Origin of the sequence: Sphingomonas cannabina (assembly GCF_021391395.1) — a bacterium.
Classification (GTDB): Bacteria; Pseudomonadota; Alphaproteobacteria; order Sphingomonadales; family Sphingomonadaceae; genus Sphingomonas; species Sphingomonas cannabina.
Map to the genome: position 1 here is coordinate 3,004,949 of NZ_CP090059.1, position 16,916 is coordinate 3,021,864.

13 protein-coding genes are annotated in these 16,916 nt (G+C 67.1%); 7 read left to right on the forward strand and 6 right to left on the reverse strand.

All coding sequences use genetic code 11. The annotated features are described in order from the left end of the window. Positions 1–32: 32 nt before the first annotated feature. The 3 genes from LZK98_RS14360 to LZK98_RS14370 all read right to left on the reverse strand — a co-directional run bounded on the left by LZK98_RS14360 (position 33) and on the right by LZK98_RS14370 (position 2,841). Positions 33–593 (reverse strand): hypothetical protein, encoded by a 561-nt coding sequence (locus LZK98_RS14360; protein WP_233783050.1) that lies wholly within the window; start codon positions 591–593, stop codon positions 33–35. 121 nt (positions 594–714) lie between these two features. After that, positions 715–2,385 carry a glycoside hydrolase family 43 protein gene (locus LZK98_RS14365; protein ID WP_406693349.1) on the reverse strand — a complete coding sequence of 557 codons (1,671 nt, stop codon included), beginning with the start codon at positions 2,383–2,385 and terminating at the stop codon, positions 715–717. Positions 2,386–2,436: 51 nt separating this feature from the next. Beyond that, positions 2,437–2,841, reverse strand: a complete 405-nt coding sequence (locus LZK98_RS14370; protein WP_233783051.1) for a MerC domain-containing protein — start codon at positions 2,839–2,841, stop codon at positions 2,437–2,439. A 103-nt stretch (positions 2,842–2,944) separates the two neighbouring features. On the opposite strand from LZK98_RS14370, the gene LZK98_RS14375 reads away from it, so the two are divergent. Both LZK98_RS14375 and LZK98_RS14380 read left to right on the forward strand, forming a co-directional pair. Next, complete coding sequence (locus LZK98_RS14375) at positions 2,945–4,984, forward strand: TonB-dependent receptor domain-containing protein (RefSeq protein WP_233783052.1); 2,040 nt, start codon at positions 2,945–2,947, stop codon at positions 4,982–4,984. Between the two features lie 116 nt (positions 4,985–5,100). Beyond that, positions 5,101–5,910 carry a GntR family transcriptional regulator gene (locus LZK98_RS14380; RefSeq protein ID WP_233783053.1) on the forward strand — a complete coding sequence of 270 codons (810 nt, stop codon included), beginning with the start codon at positions 5,101–5,103 and terminating at the stop codon, positions 5,908–5,910. Between the two features lie 4 nt (positions 5,911–5,914). On the opposite strand, the gene LZK98_RS14385 is transcribed toward LZK98_RS14380, so the two are convergent. Next, positions 5,915–8,053: a TonB-dependent siderophore receptor gene (locus tag LZK98_RS14385; protein ID WP_233783054.1), complete on the reverse strand. Its 2,139-nt coding sequence runs from the start codon at positions 8,051–8,053 to the stop codon at positions 5,915–5,917. 242 nt (positions 8,054–8,295) lie between these two features. On the opposite strand from LZK98_RS14385, the gene LZK98_RS14390 reads away from it, so the two are divergent. Genes LZK98_RS14390 through LZK98_RS14400 form a run of 3 tightly spaced genes read left to right on the forward strand, consistent with a single transcriptional unit; the run spans position 8,296 to position 11,326 of the window. Beyond that, positions 8,296–9,456 carry an 8-amino-7-oxononanoate synthase gene (locus LZK98_RS14390; protein ID WP_233783055.1) on the forward strand — a complete coding sequence of 387 codons (1,161 nt, stop codon included), beginning with the start codon at positions 8,296–8,298 and terminating at the stop codon, positions 9,454–9,456. Further along, positions 9,453–10,079, forward strand: a complete 627-nt coding sequence (gene bioD / locus LZK98_RS14395; protein ID WP_233783056.1) for a dethiobiotin synthase — start codon at positions 9,453–9,455, stop codon at positions 10,077–10,079. The genes LZK98_RS14390 and bioD overlap by 4 nt, the downstream gene beginning before the upstream one ends. Then, complete coding sequence (locus LZK98_RS14400) at positions 10,076–11,326, forward strand: adenosylmethionine--8-amino-7-oxononanoate transaminase (RefSeq protein WP_233783057.1); 1,251 nt, start codon at positions 10,076–10,078, stop codon at positions 11,324–11,326. The genes bioD and LZK98_RS14400 overlap by 4 nt, the downstream gene beginning before the upstream one ends. 112 nt (positions 11,327–11,438) lie before the next feature. Here the strand turns inward: LZK98_RS14400 and LZK98_RS14405 are convergent, their stop codons facing one another. After that, complete coding sequence (locus tag LZK98_RS14405; RefSeq protein ID WP_233783058.1) at positions 11,439–11,627, reverse strand: KTSC domain-containing protein; 189 nt, start codon at positions 11,625–11,627, stop codon at positions 11,439–11,441. Between the two features lie 104 nt (positions 11,628–11,731). Between LZK98_RS14405 and LZK98_RS14410 the strand changes: the two genes are divergently transcribed. Then, positions 11,732–13,270, forward strand: a complete 1,539-nt coding sequence (locus LZK98_RS14410; protein ID WP_233783059.1) for an MFS transporter — start codon at positions 11,732–11,734, stop codon at positions 13,268–13,270. Between the two features lie 110 nt (positions 13,271–13,380). Continuing rightward, positions 13,381–13,968, forward strand: coding sequence for a DUF5320 domain-containing protein (locus tag LZK98_RS14415; protein ID WP_233783060.1), 588 nt, complete (start codon positions 13,381–13,383; stop codon positions 13,966–13,968). 195 nt (positions 13,969–14,163) lie between these two features. Here LZK98_RS14415 and secA read toward each other — a convergent pair whose 3' ends face one another. Continuing rightward, positions 14,164–16,902, reverse strand: a complete 2,739-nt coding sequence (gene secA, locus LZK98_RS14420; RefSeq protein ID WP_233783061.1) for a preprotein translocase subunit SecA — start codon at positions 16,900–16,902, stop codon at positions 14,164–14,166. Between the last annotated feature and the right edge of the window lie 14 nt (positions 16,903–16,916).

Genomic DNA, 16,916 nt, shown 5'->3' on the forward strand with positions numbered 1-16,916 from the left:
GGGCGGCCCGCGAGCCGCCCCGGAAAAGCGCCTCAGATCGTGTTGGAGGCGGGTTTTGGCGTTTCGGCCGGCGCCACCGCTTGCCTCGGCGCCGGAACCCCGCCGCCGCAATCGCCTGAGCTGTGCGAGACGACCTTCGGCGCCTGGTTCGGCCCATAGGAGGTCATCTCGAAGCTGCGGCTGCAGGTGCCGGAGCCGGTGCTCGTCGACACGAACGAGTAGCTGTAGCTTCCCGCGGGAAGCTTGCCCGCCGCCATCCTCGTCATCGGGGCGGCGTCCTCCGGCGCGCTGGCGGACAGCTCCGCCGCCTGGCGCAGCATCACGTCCACCTGCCGGTCCATCGCCGCCGCGATCCGATCGAACGCCGAGAAGGAGCCAAAGGGATCGCCGCCGAACCAGGCGACCGGCGCCGGCAGCGCGTGCACCGGCAGGACGACGACTTGAGGCGCGACATCGCCGCTGTAGCGGATCTGCTGTTGCGAGCCGTCGGGCAGGGTCAGATTGATCACATGCTCCCGCTCGGCCGCGATGGCGGCGCCCGCAAAGGCGAGCGTCCCAAGACCTGCGAGCAGGGCTTTCGAGATCAAGCGCATGAGGTTTCCTCCGCTCATAAGTGGAACAGGGAGCACGGATTCTCTTCGGCCAGCCTGAACGGCCGATGACCGAATCGCCCGGCCAGGCGTCTGTGAGACCTCGAATGCGACGAGCGGTGCGCTATCGCGCGTAGGCATAGGGACCGATGACGGTGCCGACGAACCCGCCCGCCCGGTGCGTGCTGAGGAAGGTCGCGTCGAGACCAGCCTTGAGCGTCCGTCGCTCGCCTCCGATCGTATAGTCGAATGCGAGCGTCCCGCCGTTGGCATGGATCGTCAGCGTGATCGGCCGATCGACCGCCACGTGCGCCGAGGCGACGAGCGTATCCGTCTTGGCCTTATCGCGCATATAGAGCGCGATCGCCGGCGCGCCGTCGAGGCGGGTGATGCCGAAGAACAGCCACGACTCGTCATTCTGCACTGCCGCCAACCCGGCGCGGTCGCCATCCTTGGCAGGCCGATAGCGCAAAATGGTCGAGACGGTGGCGATATGGTGTTGCTGCCGTCGTCCGATGAAGGCCGGCACGCCTTGCCGGTCGCCGAGCGCCGCGCCGCTGGCGAGCAGCAACGCGCCATCGTGGAGCCGGTAGAAGGGCTGTTTGGGCGTGCGGATGCTGACCCATTGCAGCGCCAGCCGCTTGCCGTCGAACTCGTCGACATAACCGAAGTCGCCGGCGGTCGGCAGCGGCGCGCGCGGCTGCGCCGGCAGCTTGGGCCGGGGCGCGGCAAAGGGAACCGGCCGGCCGTGCGGCAGGATGACCGGCCAGTCGTCCCGCCAGCTGACCGGCAACAGGAAGGTCTCGCGGCCGATATTGTACTCGTCCGGCCCATAGGGTCGCGTGCCGAGGAAGGTCGCCCACCACTCGCCGGCCTGAGTCTCGACGAACTTGGCGTGACCCGTGGAGGTGACCGGATCGGGCCGCGCCGGATCGAGGTCGCGCTGGGTGAGGATCGGATTGCCCGGAAAGGGCATGAACGGTCCGCGCACGCTTTCCGACCGGAACACCACCTCCGAATGCTTGTCTTCGGTGCCGCCCTCGGCCGCGATCAGATAATAATAGCGGCCGCGTTTGAAGAGGTGCGGCCCCTCGATCCAGATCGGCTGTTTGCTGATGTCGACGCCGCCGTTGACGATCTGCGTCCGCTCGCCGGCCATCCTGAGATTGCGCCAGTCGAACTCCTGCACCCAGATCGCGCGGTGTCCCTCATAGCGCGGCGGCTCGGCCGGCATGTCGTTGTTGACGATATAGGCCTTGTCTCCCTCCCAGAAGATCGACGGATCGATCCCCCCGAACGGCAGCCACGCCGGATCCGACCAAGGTCCGGCCGGATTCCGGGCGGTGATGACGAAATTGCCTTTGCAGCCGACGCAGGTGTTGACGATGTAGAACAGGCCGTCGTGGTAGGAGATGTCCGGCGCGAACACCCCCTCCGACACCGCGCGTCCCGCAAGGTCGAGCTGGCCCGGCCGGTCGATCGCATTGGCGATCTGGGTCCAGTTCACCAGGTCCTTCGAATGGAACACCGGCAAGCCCGGGAAGTGGGCGAAGGACGAATTGACGAGGTAATAGTCGTCGCCGACCCGCGTCACCGACGGATCGGGATAATAGCCGGAGAGGATCGGGTTGCGATATTCGCCGGCCCTAAGCTGCACGCGCTCCTGCGAGCGGCCCTCGTAGCTGAAGCGCTCGAACCGGGCGGTCTGGGCTTCCGCTGTAGCGGGAGCGAGCATTGCCATCAGCACCGCGGCTCCGCCCGCCGTCCATTTGCGCCACGTTGCGAACGGCCGCATTCCATTCTCCCACCTGTCATGACTACGGAGAGCCGACCGGCGGGTGCCTTGTCAATCGCCCGCCATCCGCAGCCGCCAGTTCATCGTATGGCCGGCGACGAGCAGCAGGCTTCCCGCCACGGTGAACCAGGTCTCGGCCCCTTCGGCCCGTTCGGGTAGCAGCGCGACGACGAGGCAGCCGACTCCCGCCAGCCCCAACAGCGCCGGCCGCAGCGCGCGGTGGCGCCGGTACCCCAGCCAGAAGGCCGCGACCGCAGAGGGAACGACCAGCGCGAGCGCGACATAGTGGAACACCTCCGACCGCGCGAACAGCCCGATGACCCCAGGGAGCAGGAGCAGCAGCAGCGGCAATGCAAGACAATGGACGAGGCAGAGCAGCGAGGCGGAGACCGCCGCTCCCTCGATGACGTTGGTGCGTCGTTCGGACGCGCTGCGCTCGATTTCCTCTGCGAACATGGATCGATCCAAATTCCTCTTGTGTAATGTTATATCATTCCATATCCGGGCAACCCTCTCGACCTCAAGAGCAAAAAAGGGATTTGCTGTGAAAATTCGAGTCATGCTCCGCTCCGCCGCATCGCTTGCGGCGATGCTGCCCTGCGCCGCGCAGGCGTCCAATCAGGCCGGCAGCACCGCGCCGCCCGATATCGTCGTCACCGCCTCCGCGCTCGACCAGAAGGCGGACGAGACCGCGACGCCGGTCATCACTCTGTCGGGCGACGCGCTGGTGCATCGCCGCCAGGCGACGCTGGGCGACACGCTCGCCGGCCAGCCGGGCATCAGCTTCGATAATTTCGGCGGCGGCGCGAGCCGGCCGGTGATCCGCGGCCAGACCGCGCCGCGGGTCCAGGCGCTGTCGGACGGCGCCAACGTCCAGGACGCCTCGGCGATCTCGCCCGACCATGCCGTCACCACCGAGCCGCTGCTGCTCACCGGCGTCGAGGTGCTGCGCGGTCCCGCCGCCCTGCTCTATGGCGGCGGCGCGATCGGCGGCGCGATCAACCTGCTCGACGAGAAGGTGCCGACCAGGCTTCCCGACGGCGGCATCTCCGGCGTGGCGGAAGGCCGCATCGGCACCGCCGACGACGAACGCTCGCTGGTGGGCGGGCTCACCGCCGGGATCGGCCCCTTCGCCTTCCATGCCGAGGGCGTCCACCGCAGTTCCGACGACTATCGCGTGCCGAAGGCGTTCGGCGCCTCGCGCGTCGCCGGATCCTACAACGACACCTCGACGTTCAGCGTCGGCGGGTCGTGGATCGGCCCCGACGGCTATCTGGGCGTGGCCTATACCCGCCAGCGCAGCGAATACGGCCTGCCCGGCCACTCCCACGACTATGAGGACTGCCACCCGCATGGCACGCACCTCCATTGCGGCGGGCACGGCCATGACGACGACGATCATGACCATGATCACGGCGACGATCACGACCATGATCACGAGGGCGTGCCGTTCGTGAAGCTCCGCAGCGAGCGGTTCGACATCCGCAGCGACTATCGCGATCCGCTGCCGGGCTTCGAAAAGGTCCGCTTCCGCATGTCGTTCACCGACTATGCGCACGACGAGATCGAGGGTGACGAGGTCGCCACAACCTTCAGGAACAAGGCCCGCGACATCCGCCTCGAGCTGACGCACAAGCCCATTGCGGGCCTGCGCGGCGTGTTCGGCGTCCAGCATTCGGAAAGCGACTTCAGCGCGCTCGGCGAGGAAGCCTTTCTCCCCGAAAGCGAGACGCGCAGCACCGCCCTGTTCCTGATGGAGACATTGCAGGCAGGCCCCGTCCGCTTCGAGCTCGCCGGACGTCAGGAATGGCAGACGATCGAGACCTCGCTCAACCGCCGGGTCAGCCACAAGCCGCTCTCGATCTCCGGCGCGGCGGTCTGGGACATCGGCGGCACCTATTCGCTGGCGCTGTCGCTCGCCCGCTCGCAGCGCGCACCCAACGTCCAGGAGCTCTACGCGCGCGGCATCCACCTCGCGACCAATACCTATGAGCTCGGCACCGACACGCTCGGCAAGGAAACGGCCAGGTCGATCGACCTCACCTTCCGCAAGACGTCGGGCGCGACGACCTTCACCCTCGGCGGCTATCACCAGGATTTCGACAACTACATCTTCGCCGAGACGCTCGACCGGTTCGAGGACTTCCGGCTGATCCGCTACACCGGCGCGGACGCGACCTTCACCGGCGTCGACGGCGAGATCCGGCACCAGTTCACGCCGGACTTCGGTGCCTCGCTCTTCGGCGACTATGTACGGGCGAAGCTCAGGCACGGCCTCGGCAACCTACCGCGCATCCCGGCGGGGCGCCTCGGCGGCCGCGCCGACGGCAAATGGGGCGCGCTGTCGGCGGATGTCGAATACTACCATGTCTTCGAGCAGGGCCGCATCGCATCGTTCGAGACGCGGACCCCGGGCTACGACATGGTCAACGCGACGCTGTCCTATCGACTGGACCTGGCTCCCGGAAAGACCGCCGAGCTGTTCGTCCGCGGAACCAACCTCGCCAACGAGCTGGCGTTCAACCACGCCTCGTTCATCAAGGAAGCCTCGCCCTTGCGCGGTCGCAACTTCGTGTTCGGCCTGCGGACAGCGTTTTGATCCTTGCGTCGAGGTCAGCGGCCTGGTCCCCTCCCCCTTCGGGGAGGGGCGAAACGGTCTCGAGCGGGAAATTCCACGCCATTGCGCAAATTCGCGACATTTCTATTATTCCGGCGATGAATGAATCGATTCCGTCGGTTTCCACCTTCACCGACCCGTCGGTCGTCGCCCCGGTCGATCCGGACCACAATCCCACCCAGGCCGTCTACTATTGGCTGCTGCGCGATATCATCCGCGGGGTGTTCGAACCGCTGGAGCGGCTCAAGGTCGAGCAGATCGTCGCCTTCTACAAGATCGGCCACAGCCCCGTGCGGGAGGCGATCCTGCTGCTGTCGGCCACCGGCCTGGTAGTGCACGAGCATCAGAAGGGCCATCGCGTCGCCCCGGTCTCGCTTGCCGAATATCGCGATCTGATCAGCGTCTACCGGCGCATCTATCGCCTGACGCTGGAGATGGCGCTCGAAAACGGCGACGACGCGTGGGAAGAGGCGGTCGTCGTCCAGCTCCACCGCTCGCTCAAGGTACCGAAGCTGTTCGACAGCCCGGAGCATCGGGAAATGTGGCAGCGCGCGTACGGCAACCTCCACCACACGTTGCTGTCGGGATGCGGTTCGCCGCTGATGGTCCGGCTCTGGACCGACCTCGGTTTCCGCCTCGAGCGTTACACTCATCTTTTCGCCGATCGCGACGTCGACCTGAAACTCGACCACCACAGCATGCATCGCGAGATCGTCGACGCGCTCGTGCAGCGGGACGCGGCGCGGCTCGAACAGCTCGTCAGCGAGCTCTTCGCCATGGGGGAAGGCTTCCATAAGTCGATCGCCGCCGCGCTCGCCGCCAAGGAGAGCAGGCCGGCGGCAGCATCGCCAGCGGAGGGGGAGGCGCCGCGCAAGCGCGGCCGTCCCCGCAAGATCGCGGCTCAATAGCGGCTCAATAGGCGAAGCTGAGCGTGGCGAGCACGCTGCGCGGGGCGGCGTAGAAGGCCTGGCCCCACATCAGGCTGGCGAGGTACTTATGGTCGGTGACGTTGCGGACGTTCACCGTCGCGCGCACGTGATCGAGCAGGCGGATGCCTGCCATAAGGTCGACCACCGCATAATCCTTCTGCTTCAGGATAACGTCGCCGGTGACGATGCCGGCGCCCTGCACGCCGGAGTCGGCGTAGCTGATCGCATTCTGCCAGCGCATCTGGGCGCCGAGCTTCAGATCCCTCAGCTCAGGAACCGCATAGGTGGTCGCAAGCTTGAAGGTCTGCGTCGGCAGCCAGGTCCGGGTGGGATCGCCGTTCTCGTCCTCTATATCGAGATAGGTGTAGCCGCCGCTCAGCGTCCAGCGATCGGTGACGCGCCCGGCTACTTCGATCTCGAACCCTTTCGACGTGGTGTCGACGCCGACATAATAATTCTGGCCGATCTTGCCCGGGCCGTTGGGATCGGTGAACTGCCCGGCGATTTCGGCGAGCCCCTTCTGCTTCGCACGGAATACCGCCGCGGTGGCGTAGAGCCGTTTGTCGAACCACTCGCTCTTGATGCCCGCCTCGATGCTGCTGCCCTTGGCCGGATCGAGCTTGCGGTTGTCCACGTCCACCTCGACCTGCGGATTGTAGATGTCGGTGTAGCTCGCATAGAGCGAGACGTTGGGCGTGAGGTCGAGGACGGCGCCCAGATAGGGGCTGACGGCGCTGTTCTTACGCGATTGGTCGACTCCATAGGAGTCGCCGGTCGTCTTGAGCCACATCGCGCTGGCGCCGACCACCGCCTTCAGATTGTCGGCGAGATTGAGGTGCGCGGCGCCATAGACGCGGGTCAGCCGATCGCTGTAGTCGGCGGCAAGATAGGGCGCAGGAAAGCTCGGCTCCGCCACCTGGACGCGGCCCCAATCCTGCACGGCGGGGAAGACAATCGGATCAACCGGCTTCGCCTCCCATTCGAGCGCGTCGGACCGCGCCGTCGACACCCCGAGGGCGAGCTTGTGCTCCCGGCCGAACAGCGTGACCGGCCCCGACGCATAGAAATCGCCGAGATAGCGGTCATAGGTGGACGGATAAATGCCCGCCGACCCGACGACGCCCAGCCCCGTCGCGCGATTGGGATAGCTGTAGCCGTACAGCAGCGCCGCATTCTCCTCGAAGCGCTTGTAGGTGAAGATGCCCTTCGCCGACCAGCCGCCGGCGAACTGATAGCCTAGCTCCGCAAAGGCGGTCTGGTCGGTCACGTCCCAATAGGTCCAGTCGGCCGACGTCGAGGCCGACCTTGGATAATCGACCCGCGTCCCGTCCGAATAAGTGAGCGGCAGCGCGCCCCACAGCACGCCATCGGCGTCGTTGTCCTGCCGCGTATAGCCGACGGTCGCGGTGAGCCGCGGCGTCACGTCCCACGAAACGATCGCACCATAGACGTTGCGGTCGACGCGGTTGAAGTCGAGATACGAATCCTTGTCCTCGTGCGCGAAGATCAGCCGCGCTTTCAGCGTGCCGGCATCGTTCAGCGGCCCCGAAACATCTGCCTCGACGCGCTTCCGGTCCCACGAGCCGAGCATCGCCGACGCGCTCGCCTGGAAGGTATCGGTCGGGCGCTTGCGGGCATAGTTGATGGTGGCGGACGGATTTCCCACCCCGGTCATGATCGCGTTGGCGCCACGAATCGCCTCCACCCGCTCGAACAGCGCGGTATCGAGGTCCCCGAACTGGATGCCCCAGATCAGCGGCAGGCCGATGCCGTCGACCTGGAAGTTGGTGACGTCGAACCCGCGCGCATTGAAATAGGTGCGATCGGTCTCGACGCGTTCGACGTTGATGCCGACCGTCTGGTCCAACAGGTCGTTGACGTTGGTCAGCGCGAAATCCGCGATGCGCTGGCGGTCGACGACGGTGACCGATTGCGGAGTCTCCCTGAGCGACAGCGACAAGCCGGTGGCTGAACTGCTCTGCGCCTGCACCGTACCGGTAACGATGATGTCGGTCTTGGCCTGATCGTCTCCATCCTCCGCCGGGTCGGCAGCCGAGGCGTGGGCCGCGGCAGGCATGAGCAGCGTCGAAGCCAGGAGGATGGAACCGAACCACTGCTGCATCTGCGCAAATCCCTCACTCGATCCACGGCATCCACACCGCGGATGTGTCGCTAGGGGATTGCTCTAATGCAAGTCAATATCATTATCATTAGACGGGTGAAACTGATACGCCTTTCTCCTCTCCCGCTGAGAGGGGGATAGTGAGCACCCCCAACAAATCGCTTCCCTAATAGGATTTGCTCTGCTTGACGCAGGCGGATGCCGCAGCGCGGCCGCGGAGATAAGTGGGCCAAAGTGAACGAATGAACCGCGACTCCCTTCACTTTGACGCCGCGGCCGAGCCGTACCTGGAGCCGCAATCGCGCGACCTCGTGGCGCTGGCCGAGCGCGGCCGCAGCCGACACCTGATCCCGCGGGCGGGTCGGGACTTCTCGTCTAACGACTATCTAGCGCTCGCCTCCTCCCCTGCCCTCGCCGCCGCCGCCATCGAGGCGCTGGAGCGCGGCGTACCGCTCGGTTCGGGCGGATCGCGGCTATTGCGCGGCAACCATCCCGAGCATGAGGCGCTAGAGGAGGAAGCGGCACGCTTCTTCGGCAGCGAGGCGGCGCTGTTCTTCTCGAGCGGCTATGCCGCCAATGCCGCGCTGCTGGCGACATTGCCGCAACGTGGCGATCTCGTTGTCCACGACGCGCTGGTCCATGCCAGCGCCCACGAGGGAATGCGCCTCGGTCGCGCCGAGGTGCGCGCCGCCGCCCACAACGACATCGACGCCTTCGCCGACGCGGTCGCCGAGTGGCGGCGCGCCGGCGGCACCGGACGCGTGTGGGTCGCGGTCGAGAGCCTCTACAGCATGGATGGCGACCAAGCGCCGCTCGATGCGCTTGCGGAGCTAGCCGACACGCACGAGGCGATGCTGCTGATCGACGAAGCCCACGCCACGGGCGTGTTCGGGCCGGACGGGCGCGGCCTGGCGGCGCATCTCGACGGGCGCGACAACATCATCACGCTGCGCACCTGCGGCAAGGCGCTCGGCTGCGAGGGGGCGCTGCTCTGCGGTCCCCGGATCATGCGCGACTTCCTGATCAACCGTGGCCGCGCCTTCATCTTCTCGACCGCCCCCTCGCCGCTGATCGCGGCCACGGTCCGCGCAGCATTGCGCCTGCTCGTCGCCGAGCCCGAGCGTCGCAAGCGGCTGCACGCGCTGATCGCCCAAGCCCATGACCTGCTGGTGCCGCTCGGTGCGATCGGCAGCGGCTCGCAGATCCTGCCGGTCATCCTCGGCGACGACATTCGCGCGATGCAGGTCGCGGCCGCGGTGCAGGCGGCGGGCTTCGACGTGCGCGGCATCCGTCCGCCGACCGTCCCCGCCGGCACCGCGCGGCTACGCGTCTCGCTGACGCTCAACGTGACGAGCGAGGATGTGACCGCCCTCGCCGCCGCGCTCGCGGAGGCGCTGCGATGAGTCGCGCGATCGTCGTCACCGGCACCGACACCGACGTCGGCAAGACCGTGTTCGCCGCCACGCTCGCCGGCGCGCTGGGCGCCGCCTATTGGAAGCCGGTGCAGGCCGGGCTCGACAGCGGCAGCGATGCCGATCGGGTGGCGGCCCTCTCCGGACTGCCGCCCGAGCGCATCCTTCCCGAGGCTTATCGCCTCGCCACCCCATGCTCCCCGCACCGCGCGGCCGAGATCGACGGCATCGAGATCGACCCCGCCCGTCTCGACCCGCCCGGCGATCGTCCACTCGTGATCGAAGGCGCCGGCGGCGTGCTGGTGCCGGTCACCCGCCGCCTGCTCTACGCCGACCTGTTCGCGCGCTGGGCATTGCCGACCGTGCTGGTCGCGCGGACCGCGCTCGGCACGATCAACCACAGCCTGCTCTCGCTGGAGGCGCTGCGGGCGCGCCAAGTGCCGGTGCTCGGCATCGCCTTCGTCGGCGAAGCGAACGAGGACAGCGAGGCGACGATCGCCGCGGTCGGCAAGGTGCGCCGCCTCGGCCGCCTGCCCCTCCTCAACCCGCTCGATCGCGTGTCCCTTGCCCACGCTTTCACCGCCAATTTCAAACTCGCTGACTTTGCGGCATGAGCTCGCCCGTCTGGCACCCCTTCACTCAGCACGGCCTCGGCGAGCCGATCCCGCTGGTCGAGCGCGCCGAAGGCGCCGCGCTCTATACCCGCGACAGGCGGCGGGTGATCGACGCCATCTCCTCTTGGTGGGTGACGACCCACGGCCATAGCCACCCACGCATCATGGCGGCGATCGCCGAGCAGGCGGGGAAGCTCGACCAGCTCATCTTCGCCGGCTGGACACATGAGCCGGCCGAGACGCTGGCGCGCGGCCTCACGGCGATCATGCCCGCCGAGCTCCGCCACGTCTTCTTCTCCGACAGCGGCTCGACCAGCGTCGAGGTGGCGCTCAAGATGGCGCTCGGCTTCTGGGCCAACACCGGCCGGCCGCGCCATCGCATCGTGGTGATGGAGCACAGCTACCACGGCGATACTATCGGTACGATGTCGGTCGGCGCGCGTGGGGTGTTCAACCAGCCGTACCAGCCATTGCTGTTCGACGTCGCCACCGTTCCCTTCCCCGAGCTCAGCCGTGAGCAGGCGACGCTCGACGCGCTGGAGGCGCATTGCCGCGAGCGGCCCGCCGCCTTCATCGTCGAGCCGCTGATCCTCGGCGCGGGCGGGATGAAGACCTATCCCCCCGCCCTCCTCGCCGAGATGCGCGCGATCTGCGCGCGGCACGAGGTGCTGTTCATCGCCGACGAGGTGATGACCGGCTGGGGCCGCACCGGCACATTGCTCGCCTGCGAGCAGGCCGGCGTGGTGCCGGACATCCTGTGCCTGTCGAAGGGCCTCACCGGCGGCGCGCTGCCGCTGGCGGTGACGATGGCCACTGCGCCGATCTTCGAGGCGCACCGCTCGACCGACCGCGCGCGGATGTTCTTCCATTCCTCCAGCTACACCGCCAACCCGATCGCCTGCGCGGCGGCCAACGCCAACCTCGCGATCTGGCGCGAGGAGCCGGTGCTGGGGCGCGTCGCCGGCCTGGGCGAGCGCCAGCAGGCACGGCTCGACCGCCTCGCCGATCATCCGCTGGTGCGGAACCCGCGCCATCTCGGCACCATCGCCGCGTTCGAGATCGCGGACCGGACCGGCAACTACCTTTCGGAGATCGCCCCGCGCCTGCTGGCCTTCGCCCGCGAGCGCGACGTGCTGCTGCGCCCGCTCGGCAATACGCTCTACGTGATGCCGCCCTATTGCATCGACGATGCTGACCTCGACGCCATCTATTCGGTGGCGGAGGAGTTCCTTGCCTCCACACTCTAACCGTCACCCCGGCGAAGGCCGGGGTCCACCAAGCGGCAAGCTGAGCGTTCGAGCTTCTTGTCCAGTACATCGGCACGGTGGACCCCCGCCTTCGCCGGGGTGACGGGACGGGCTAAGCCGCCTCCCGCGTGAAGCGGAAGCGGTCGCGGATGCGGCGGTTGAAGAAGCCGCCCTTGGACGTGGCGCGCCGCATCGCCTCCACCACCGCCGGCGGCACCTCGTGATAGCTGTAGCGCCGCCCGCTCACGAACTCGATGTCGAGCCGGTGCGCGGCGGCATCATAGTCGAAGTGGCGGATCACGCTCGACGGCATGTGCCAAAAACGCGCGCGAAGCCGCTGTGTTTCGGCACCCTCGCGCCGCCCGGGAGTTGGGATTGTTCGGCAGCCGGACAGCGTAGCTTCTCATGGTCTCCCTGCTCCCCCAGCCCGATGTCAGCGAAGCCGAGCGCGAGCGCGGGCTGCGCCTGATGATCGGCGAGGCCGGCTTCTCCGGCGGCACCGCCGCGCTCACCACCGGCGTGATCCTCACTGCCTTCGCGCTCCATCTCGGCGCGTCCAATGCGATGGTCGGCCTGCTCGCCAGCGCGCCGTTCCTCGCCCAGCTCCTCCAGCTCCCCGCGATCCTGCTCATCGAACGCACCCGCCAGCGCAAGCGCATCGCCGTTCTGTCGAGCGTCGTCGGCCGGTCGATGCTGGCGGTGATGGCAGTCATCGCCTTCTTCTCCGGCACCGGCGCGCTGCTCGCCTTCCTGGTCGCGCAGGTGGTCGTGTGCGGATTGGGCGCGATCGGCGGCTGCGCCTGGAACGCCTGGATCCGCGATCTCGCCCCCGAGCGGCAGCTCGGCAACGTGTCCGCACGGCGCACCATCTGGACGACCTCGATCAGCCTGGCGCTGGGCCTCGCTGCCGCCGCGGCGCTCCGCTTGACGCCCGACCACTCGCTGACGCGCGACGCCGCCTTCGCCGCGATGTTCGCGATCGGGTGCATCACCGGCCTGATCAGCGCTCGCATCGTCGCGGCGATGCCCGAGCCGCAGATGGCGCCGCTGCCGGGCAGGCTGTCGCTGATCGAGCTGCTCGGCCGGCCGCTGCGCGACGCCAATTTCAGCCGCCTGCTGCGATTCATGGCGAGCTGGCAGTTCGCCGCCAACTTCGCCACGCCCTTCTTCACCGTCTTCATCGTCCGCCGGCTCGGCTTCGACATCAGCTTCGTGCTGATCCTCAACATGATCAGCCAGGTCGCCAACCTGGTGGCGCTGCGTACCTGGGGCGCGCTCAGCGACCGGTTCGCCAACAAGTCGGTGCTGGCGGTGTGCGCCCCCACCTATATCCTGGCGATCGCGGCGATGGTCGGCGCATCGCAGTTCGCCGACGAGCGGCTGGTCACCGCCTGGCTGGTGATGCTCCACATCGTCATGGGCACGTCGATCGCCGGGGTCACGCTCGCCACCACCAACATCGCGCTCAAGCTCTCGCCGAAGGGCGAGGCGACCGCCTATGTCGCCGTCAACGCGATGGTGACCGCCGTCGCCGCGGGCCTCGCGCCGATCATCGGCGGCCTGCTCGCCGACGTCTTCGCCGCGCGCGAGCTCGAGCTGGTGGTGCGCTGGACGAGCCCCTATCGTCAGGTCGTGATCCCGTTCGTGCTCAGCCATTGGGACTTCTATTTCCTGCTCGCTGGGCTGATCGGCCTCTATGCCGTCCACCGCCTGTCACTGGTCCGCGAGCAAGGGGAGATCGAACGGCACGAGATGGTCGCCGAGGTGCTGAACGCCACCCGCCGTAGCGTCCGCAACATCTCCAGCGTCGCGGGCTTGCGCGGCGCGACCGACCTCCCGGCGTCGCTGATCCGCGAGGCACGGCTGCGCCTGCGTTTCCTGCGGCGCCACGCCCGCGAAAAATCGCGCCGCCAGCCCCTCCGTTCAGCGTCGGTCAACCTTTGATTTGCGAGGGGAACCAGGCCGTTCGGACTGGGACCTATCGCGGTTTCGGAACGTTTCGACGCTTGCACGGCCGGTCATGTTCTGTCTTAGTCGGCCGTCTGGAGGATAAGATGAACCAGACTCCTACTCGTCGCCGCGGCAAGGTGATCGCCGCGGTCCTTGCCAGTGCTGCCCTGCTCGCCTCCTGCGCGACCGCGACGACCTACCATCCTGCGACCGGCAGCGGCTTTTCCCGCACCGGCTTCAGCGATGTCCAGATCGAGCCCAACCGCTTCCGTGTGAGCTTCGCCGGCAACAGCTACACTTCGCGCGAGACGGTCGAGCGCTACCTGCTCTACCGCGCCGCCGAGCTGACGCTCGATCAGGGCTACGACTATTTCATCGTGTCAGACCGCGACACCGACAAGCAGACCCGCACCTATGCGACGCCGAGCTACGGCGGCTGGGCGGGCTTCGGCTATTGGGGCCCGCGTTGGCGCTATTACGGCCGCGGCTTCGGCTGGCGTTCGTGGGATCCGTGGTGGGGTGATCCCTTCTGGGACCGCACAATCGACGTGAACACGGTCGAGCGCTACGACGCGGCCGCGGAGATCGTGCTGGGCCGCGGGCCCAAGCCTGCGGACGTCCACGCCTTCGACGCTCATGCGGTGATGGAGCGGCTCGGTCCGACGATCAAGTTCCCCGAACAGCGCCGCTGATCGGGGCGAGCAGCACTAAAATGAAGGGCCGGGGGTTCTCCCCGGCCCTTTTTCTTTCTCGATCCTCCCCGGCACGGGGAGGGACCAGCCGAAGGCTGGTGGAGGGGGAGCGCGGCAGACGATTCACTCGCGGCGAGCCCCCTCCACCACCGCCTTCGGCGGCGGTCCCCCTCCCCGTGCCGGGGAGGATTTAAGTTATAGCGCTCCGTGGCAGTGCTTGTACTTGCGCCCCGAACCGCACGGGCACGGCGCGTTGCGGCTCACCACGCCCTTCCAGCTCTCCGGGTCCTCGCCGAGCAGCGTCTCGCCCTGCGGCTGCGGGATCGCGAGCGGCGGCAGGGTCGCCGCGATCAGCCCGGCGCTGCCCGCATCCCAGTCGGCCGAATTGTCCTCGCCGGTGAAAGGATCGAGGTGGCTGGTGATGAAGTCCGGCAGCTCGGGCAGGTCGGGCGGCGGCTGCAGGCGGAACTGGGCGTGCGCCAGCGTGCGGGTCACGTCCTCGCGGATGTTGCCGAGCATCCGCTCGAACATCGCGAAGGCTTCCTGCTTGTATTCGTTGATCGGCGTCTTCTGCGCATAGGCGCGCAGGTGCACCACCTGCCGCAGCGCATCGAGCATCGCGAGATGCTCTTTCCAGTGATGGTCGAGATGCTGGAGCAGGATCGACTTCTCCACCCCGATCCAGGTCTGCTCGTCGAGCTCGGCCGCCTTCGCGTTGACGTGCGCATCGGCCTGCTCGCGGATGCGCTCCTCGATCATCTCGGGATCGACCGCATCCTCCTTCAGCCAATCGTCGACCGGCACCTCGATGCCGAGCGTGTCGCGCACCTGCTCCTTCAGCCCCTCGACGTTCCACTGCTCGGGGTAGCTGCCGACCGGGCAGGCCTCGCCGACGATCGCGTTGACCGTCTCGGCGCGCATGTCGACGACCACATCGTCGACCGTCTCCGCGTCCATGATGTCGGCGCGCTGCTCGTAGATCACCTTGCGCTGGTCGTTCATCACGTCATCGTATTCGACGACCTGCTTGCGAATGTCGTAGTTGCGCGCCTCGACCTTCTTCTGCGCGGTCTCGATCGCCTTGGTCAGCCACTTGGAGCCGATCGCCTCGCCCTCGGCCATGTTCGAGCGCATCATCCGCGCGAACAGCGTATCCGGCCCGAAGATACGCAGCAGGTCGTCGTCGAGGCTCAGGTAGAAGCGGCTGAGGCCCGGGTCGCCCTGACGGCCCGAGCGGCCGCGCAGCTGGTTGTCGATGCGGCGGCTCTCGTGGCGCTCGGTGCCGAGCACGAACAGACCGCCCGCCGCCAGCACCTTCTGCTTCTCCTCGGCCACCTCGGCCTTGATCCGCTCGATCGCGGCGTCGCGCTCCGGCCCTTCCGGCATTTCGGCGAGTTCGTCGTTGATGCGGAACTCGACGTTGCCGCCCAGCTGGATGTCGGTGCCGCGGCCGGCCATGTTGGTCGACACGGTGACGGCGCCGAGCCGGCCCGCCTGCGCCACGATATGCGCCTCGCTCTCGTGGAAGCGGGCGTTCAGCACCTCGTGCTTCACATTCTCCTGGCGGAGGAACTCGCTGAGCAGCTCGGACTTCTCGATCGAGACGGTGCCGACCAGCACCGGCTGGCCTTTTTCAGCATGTTCCCGGATCTTCTTCGCAATCGCTTTGAACTTGTCCTGCGTGTCCTTGTAGAACTCGTCGTCCTCGTCGATGCGCTGGACCGGCACGTTGGTGGGGATGGTCACCACGTTCATCTTGTAGATGTCGTAGAACTCCGCCGCCTCGGTCGCCGCGGTGCCGGTCATGCCGCTGAGCTTCGGGTACATGCGGAAATAATTCTGGAAGGTGATCGAGGCGAGCGTCTGGTTCTCGGGCTCGATGTTGACCCCTTCCTTGGCCTCCACCGCCTGGTGCAAGCCGTCCGACCAGCGCCGGCCGTCCATCATGCGGCCGGTGAACTCGTCGATGATGATGACCTTGCCGTCCTTGACGATATAGTCGGTGTCGCGCTTGAACATCATGTTCGCGCGCAGCGCCTGGTTGAGGTGGTGGACCACCTGCGTGTTCTCGAAATCGTAGAGGTTGGCGCCCTGCAGCAGCCCGGCCGCCTCGAGCATGCGCTCGGCCTTCTCGGTGCCGTCCTCGGTGAGGATGATCGATTTCTGCTTCTCGTCCTTCTCGTAATCGTCGGACGTGAGCTGCTTCACGATCGCGTCGACCGAGATGTAGAGCTCGGACTTGTCGTCCGTGGGCCCCGAGATGATCAACGGCGTGCGTGCCTCGTCGATCAGGATCGAGTCCACCTCGTCGACGATCGCGAAGTTGAAGGGCCGCTGCACCATCGCCTCGCGGTCGTACTTCATGTTGTCGCGCAGGTAATCGAAGCCGAACTCGTTGTTCGTGCCGTAGGTGATGTCGGAGTGGTATGCCTCGCGCCGCTCATGGTCGCTGAGGTTGGGCACGATCACGCCGACGCTGAGCCCCAGGAACCGGTAGATCTGCCCCATCCACTCGGCGTCGCGGCGGGCGAGATAGTCGTTGACGGTGACGACGTGCACGCCGGTCGCCGGCAGCGCGTTGAGGTAGGTCGCGAGCGTCGCGACCAGCGTCTTGCCCTCGCCGGTGCGCATCTCTGCGATCTCGCCGCGGTGGAGCACGATGCCGCCGATCATCTGCACGTCGAAGTGGCGCATGCCGAGCACGCGCACACCCGCTTCGCGCACAGTAGCGAAGGCCTCGGGCAGGATGGCGTCGAGCTTCTCGCCATTCTCCAGCCGCTCGCGGAAGCGTGCGGTCTGCTGGGCGAGTTCCTCGTCCGACATCGCCTGCATCGCCGGCTCGAAGCCGTTGATCTTGTCGACGATGCCGCGGAGCGATTTGACGTAACGGTCGTTGGACGACCCGAACAGGGACTTGGCAATACCGCCGAGCATGAGCGTAAACCTTT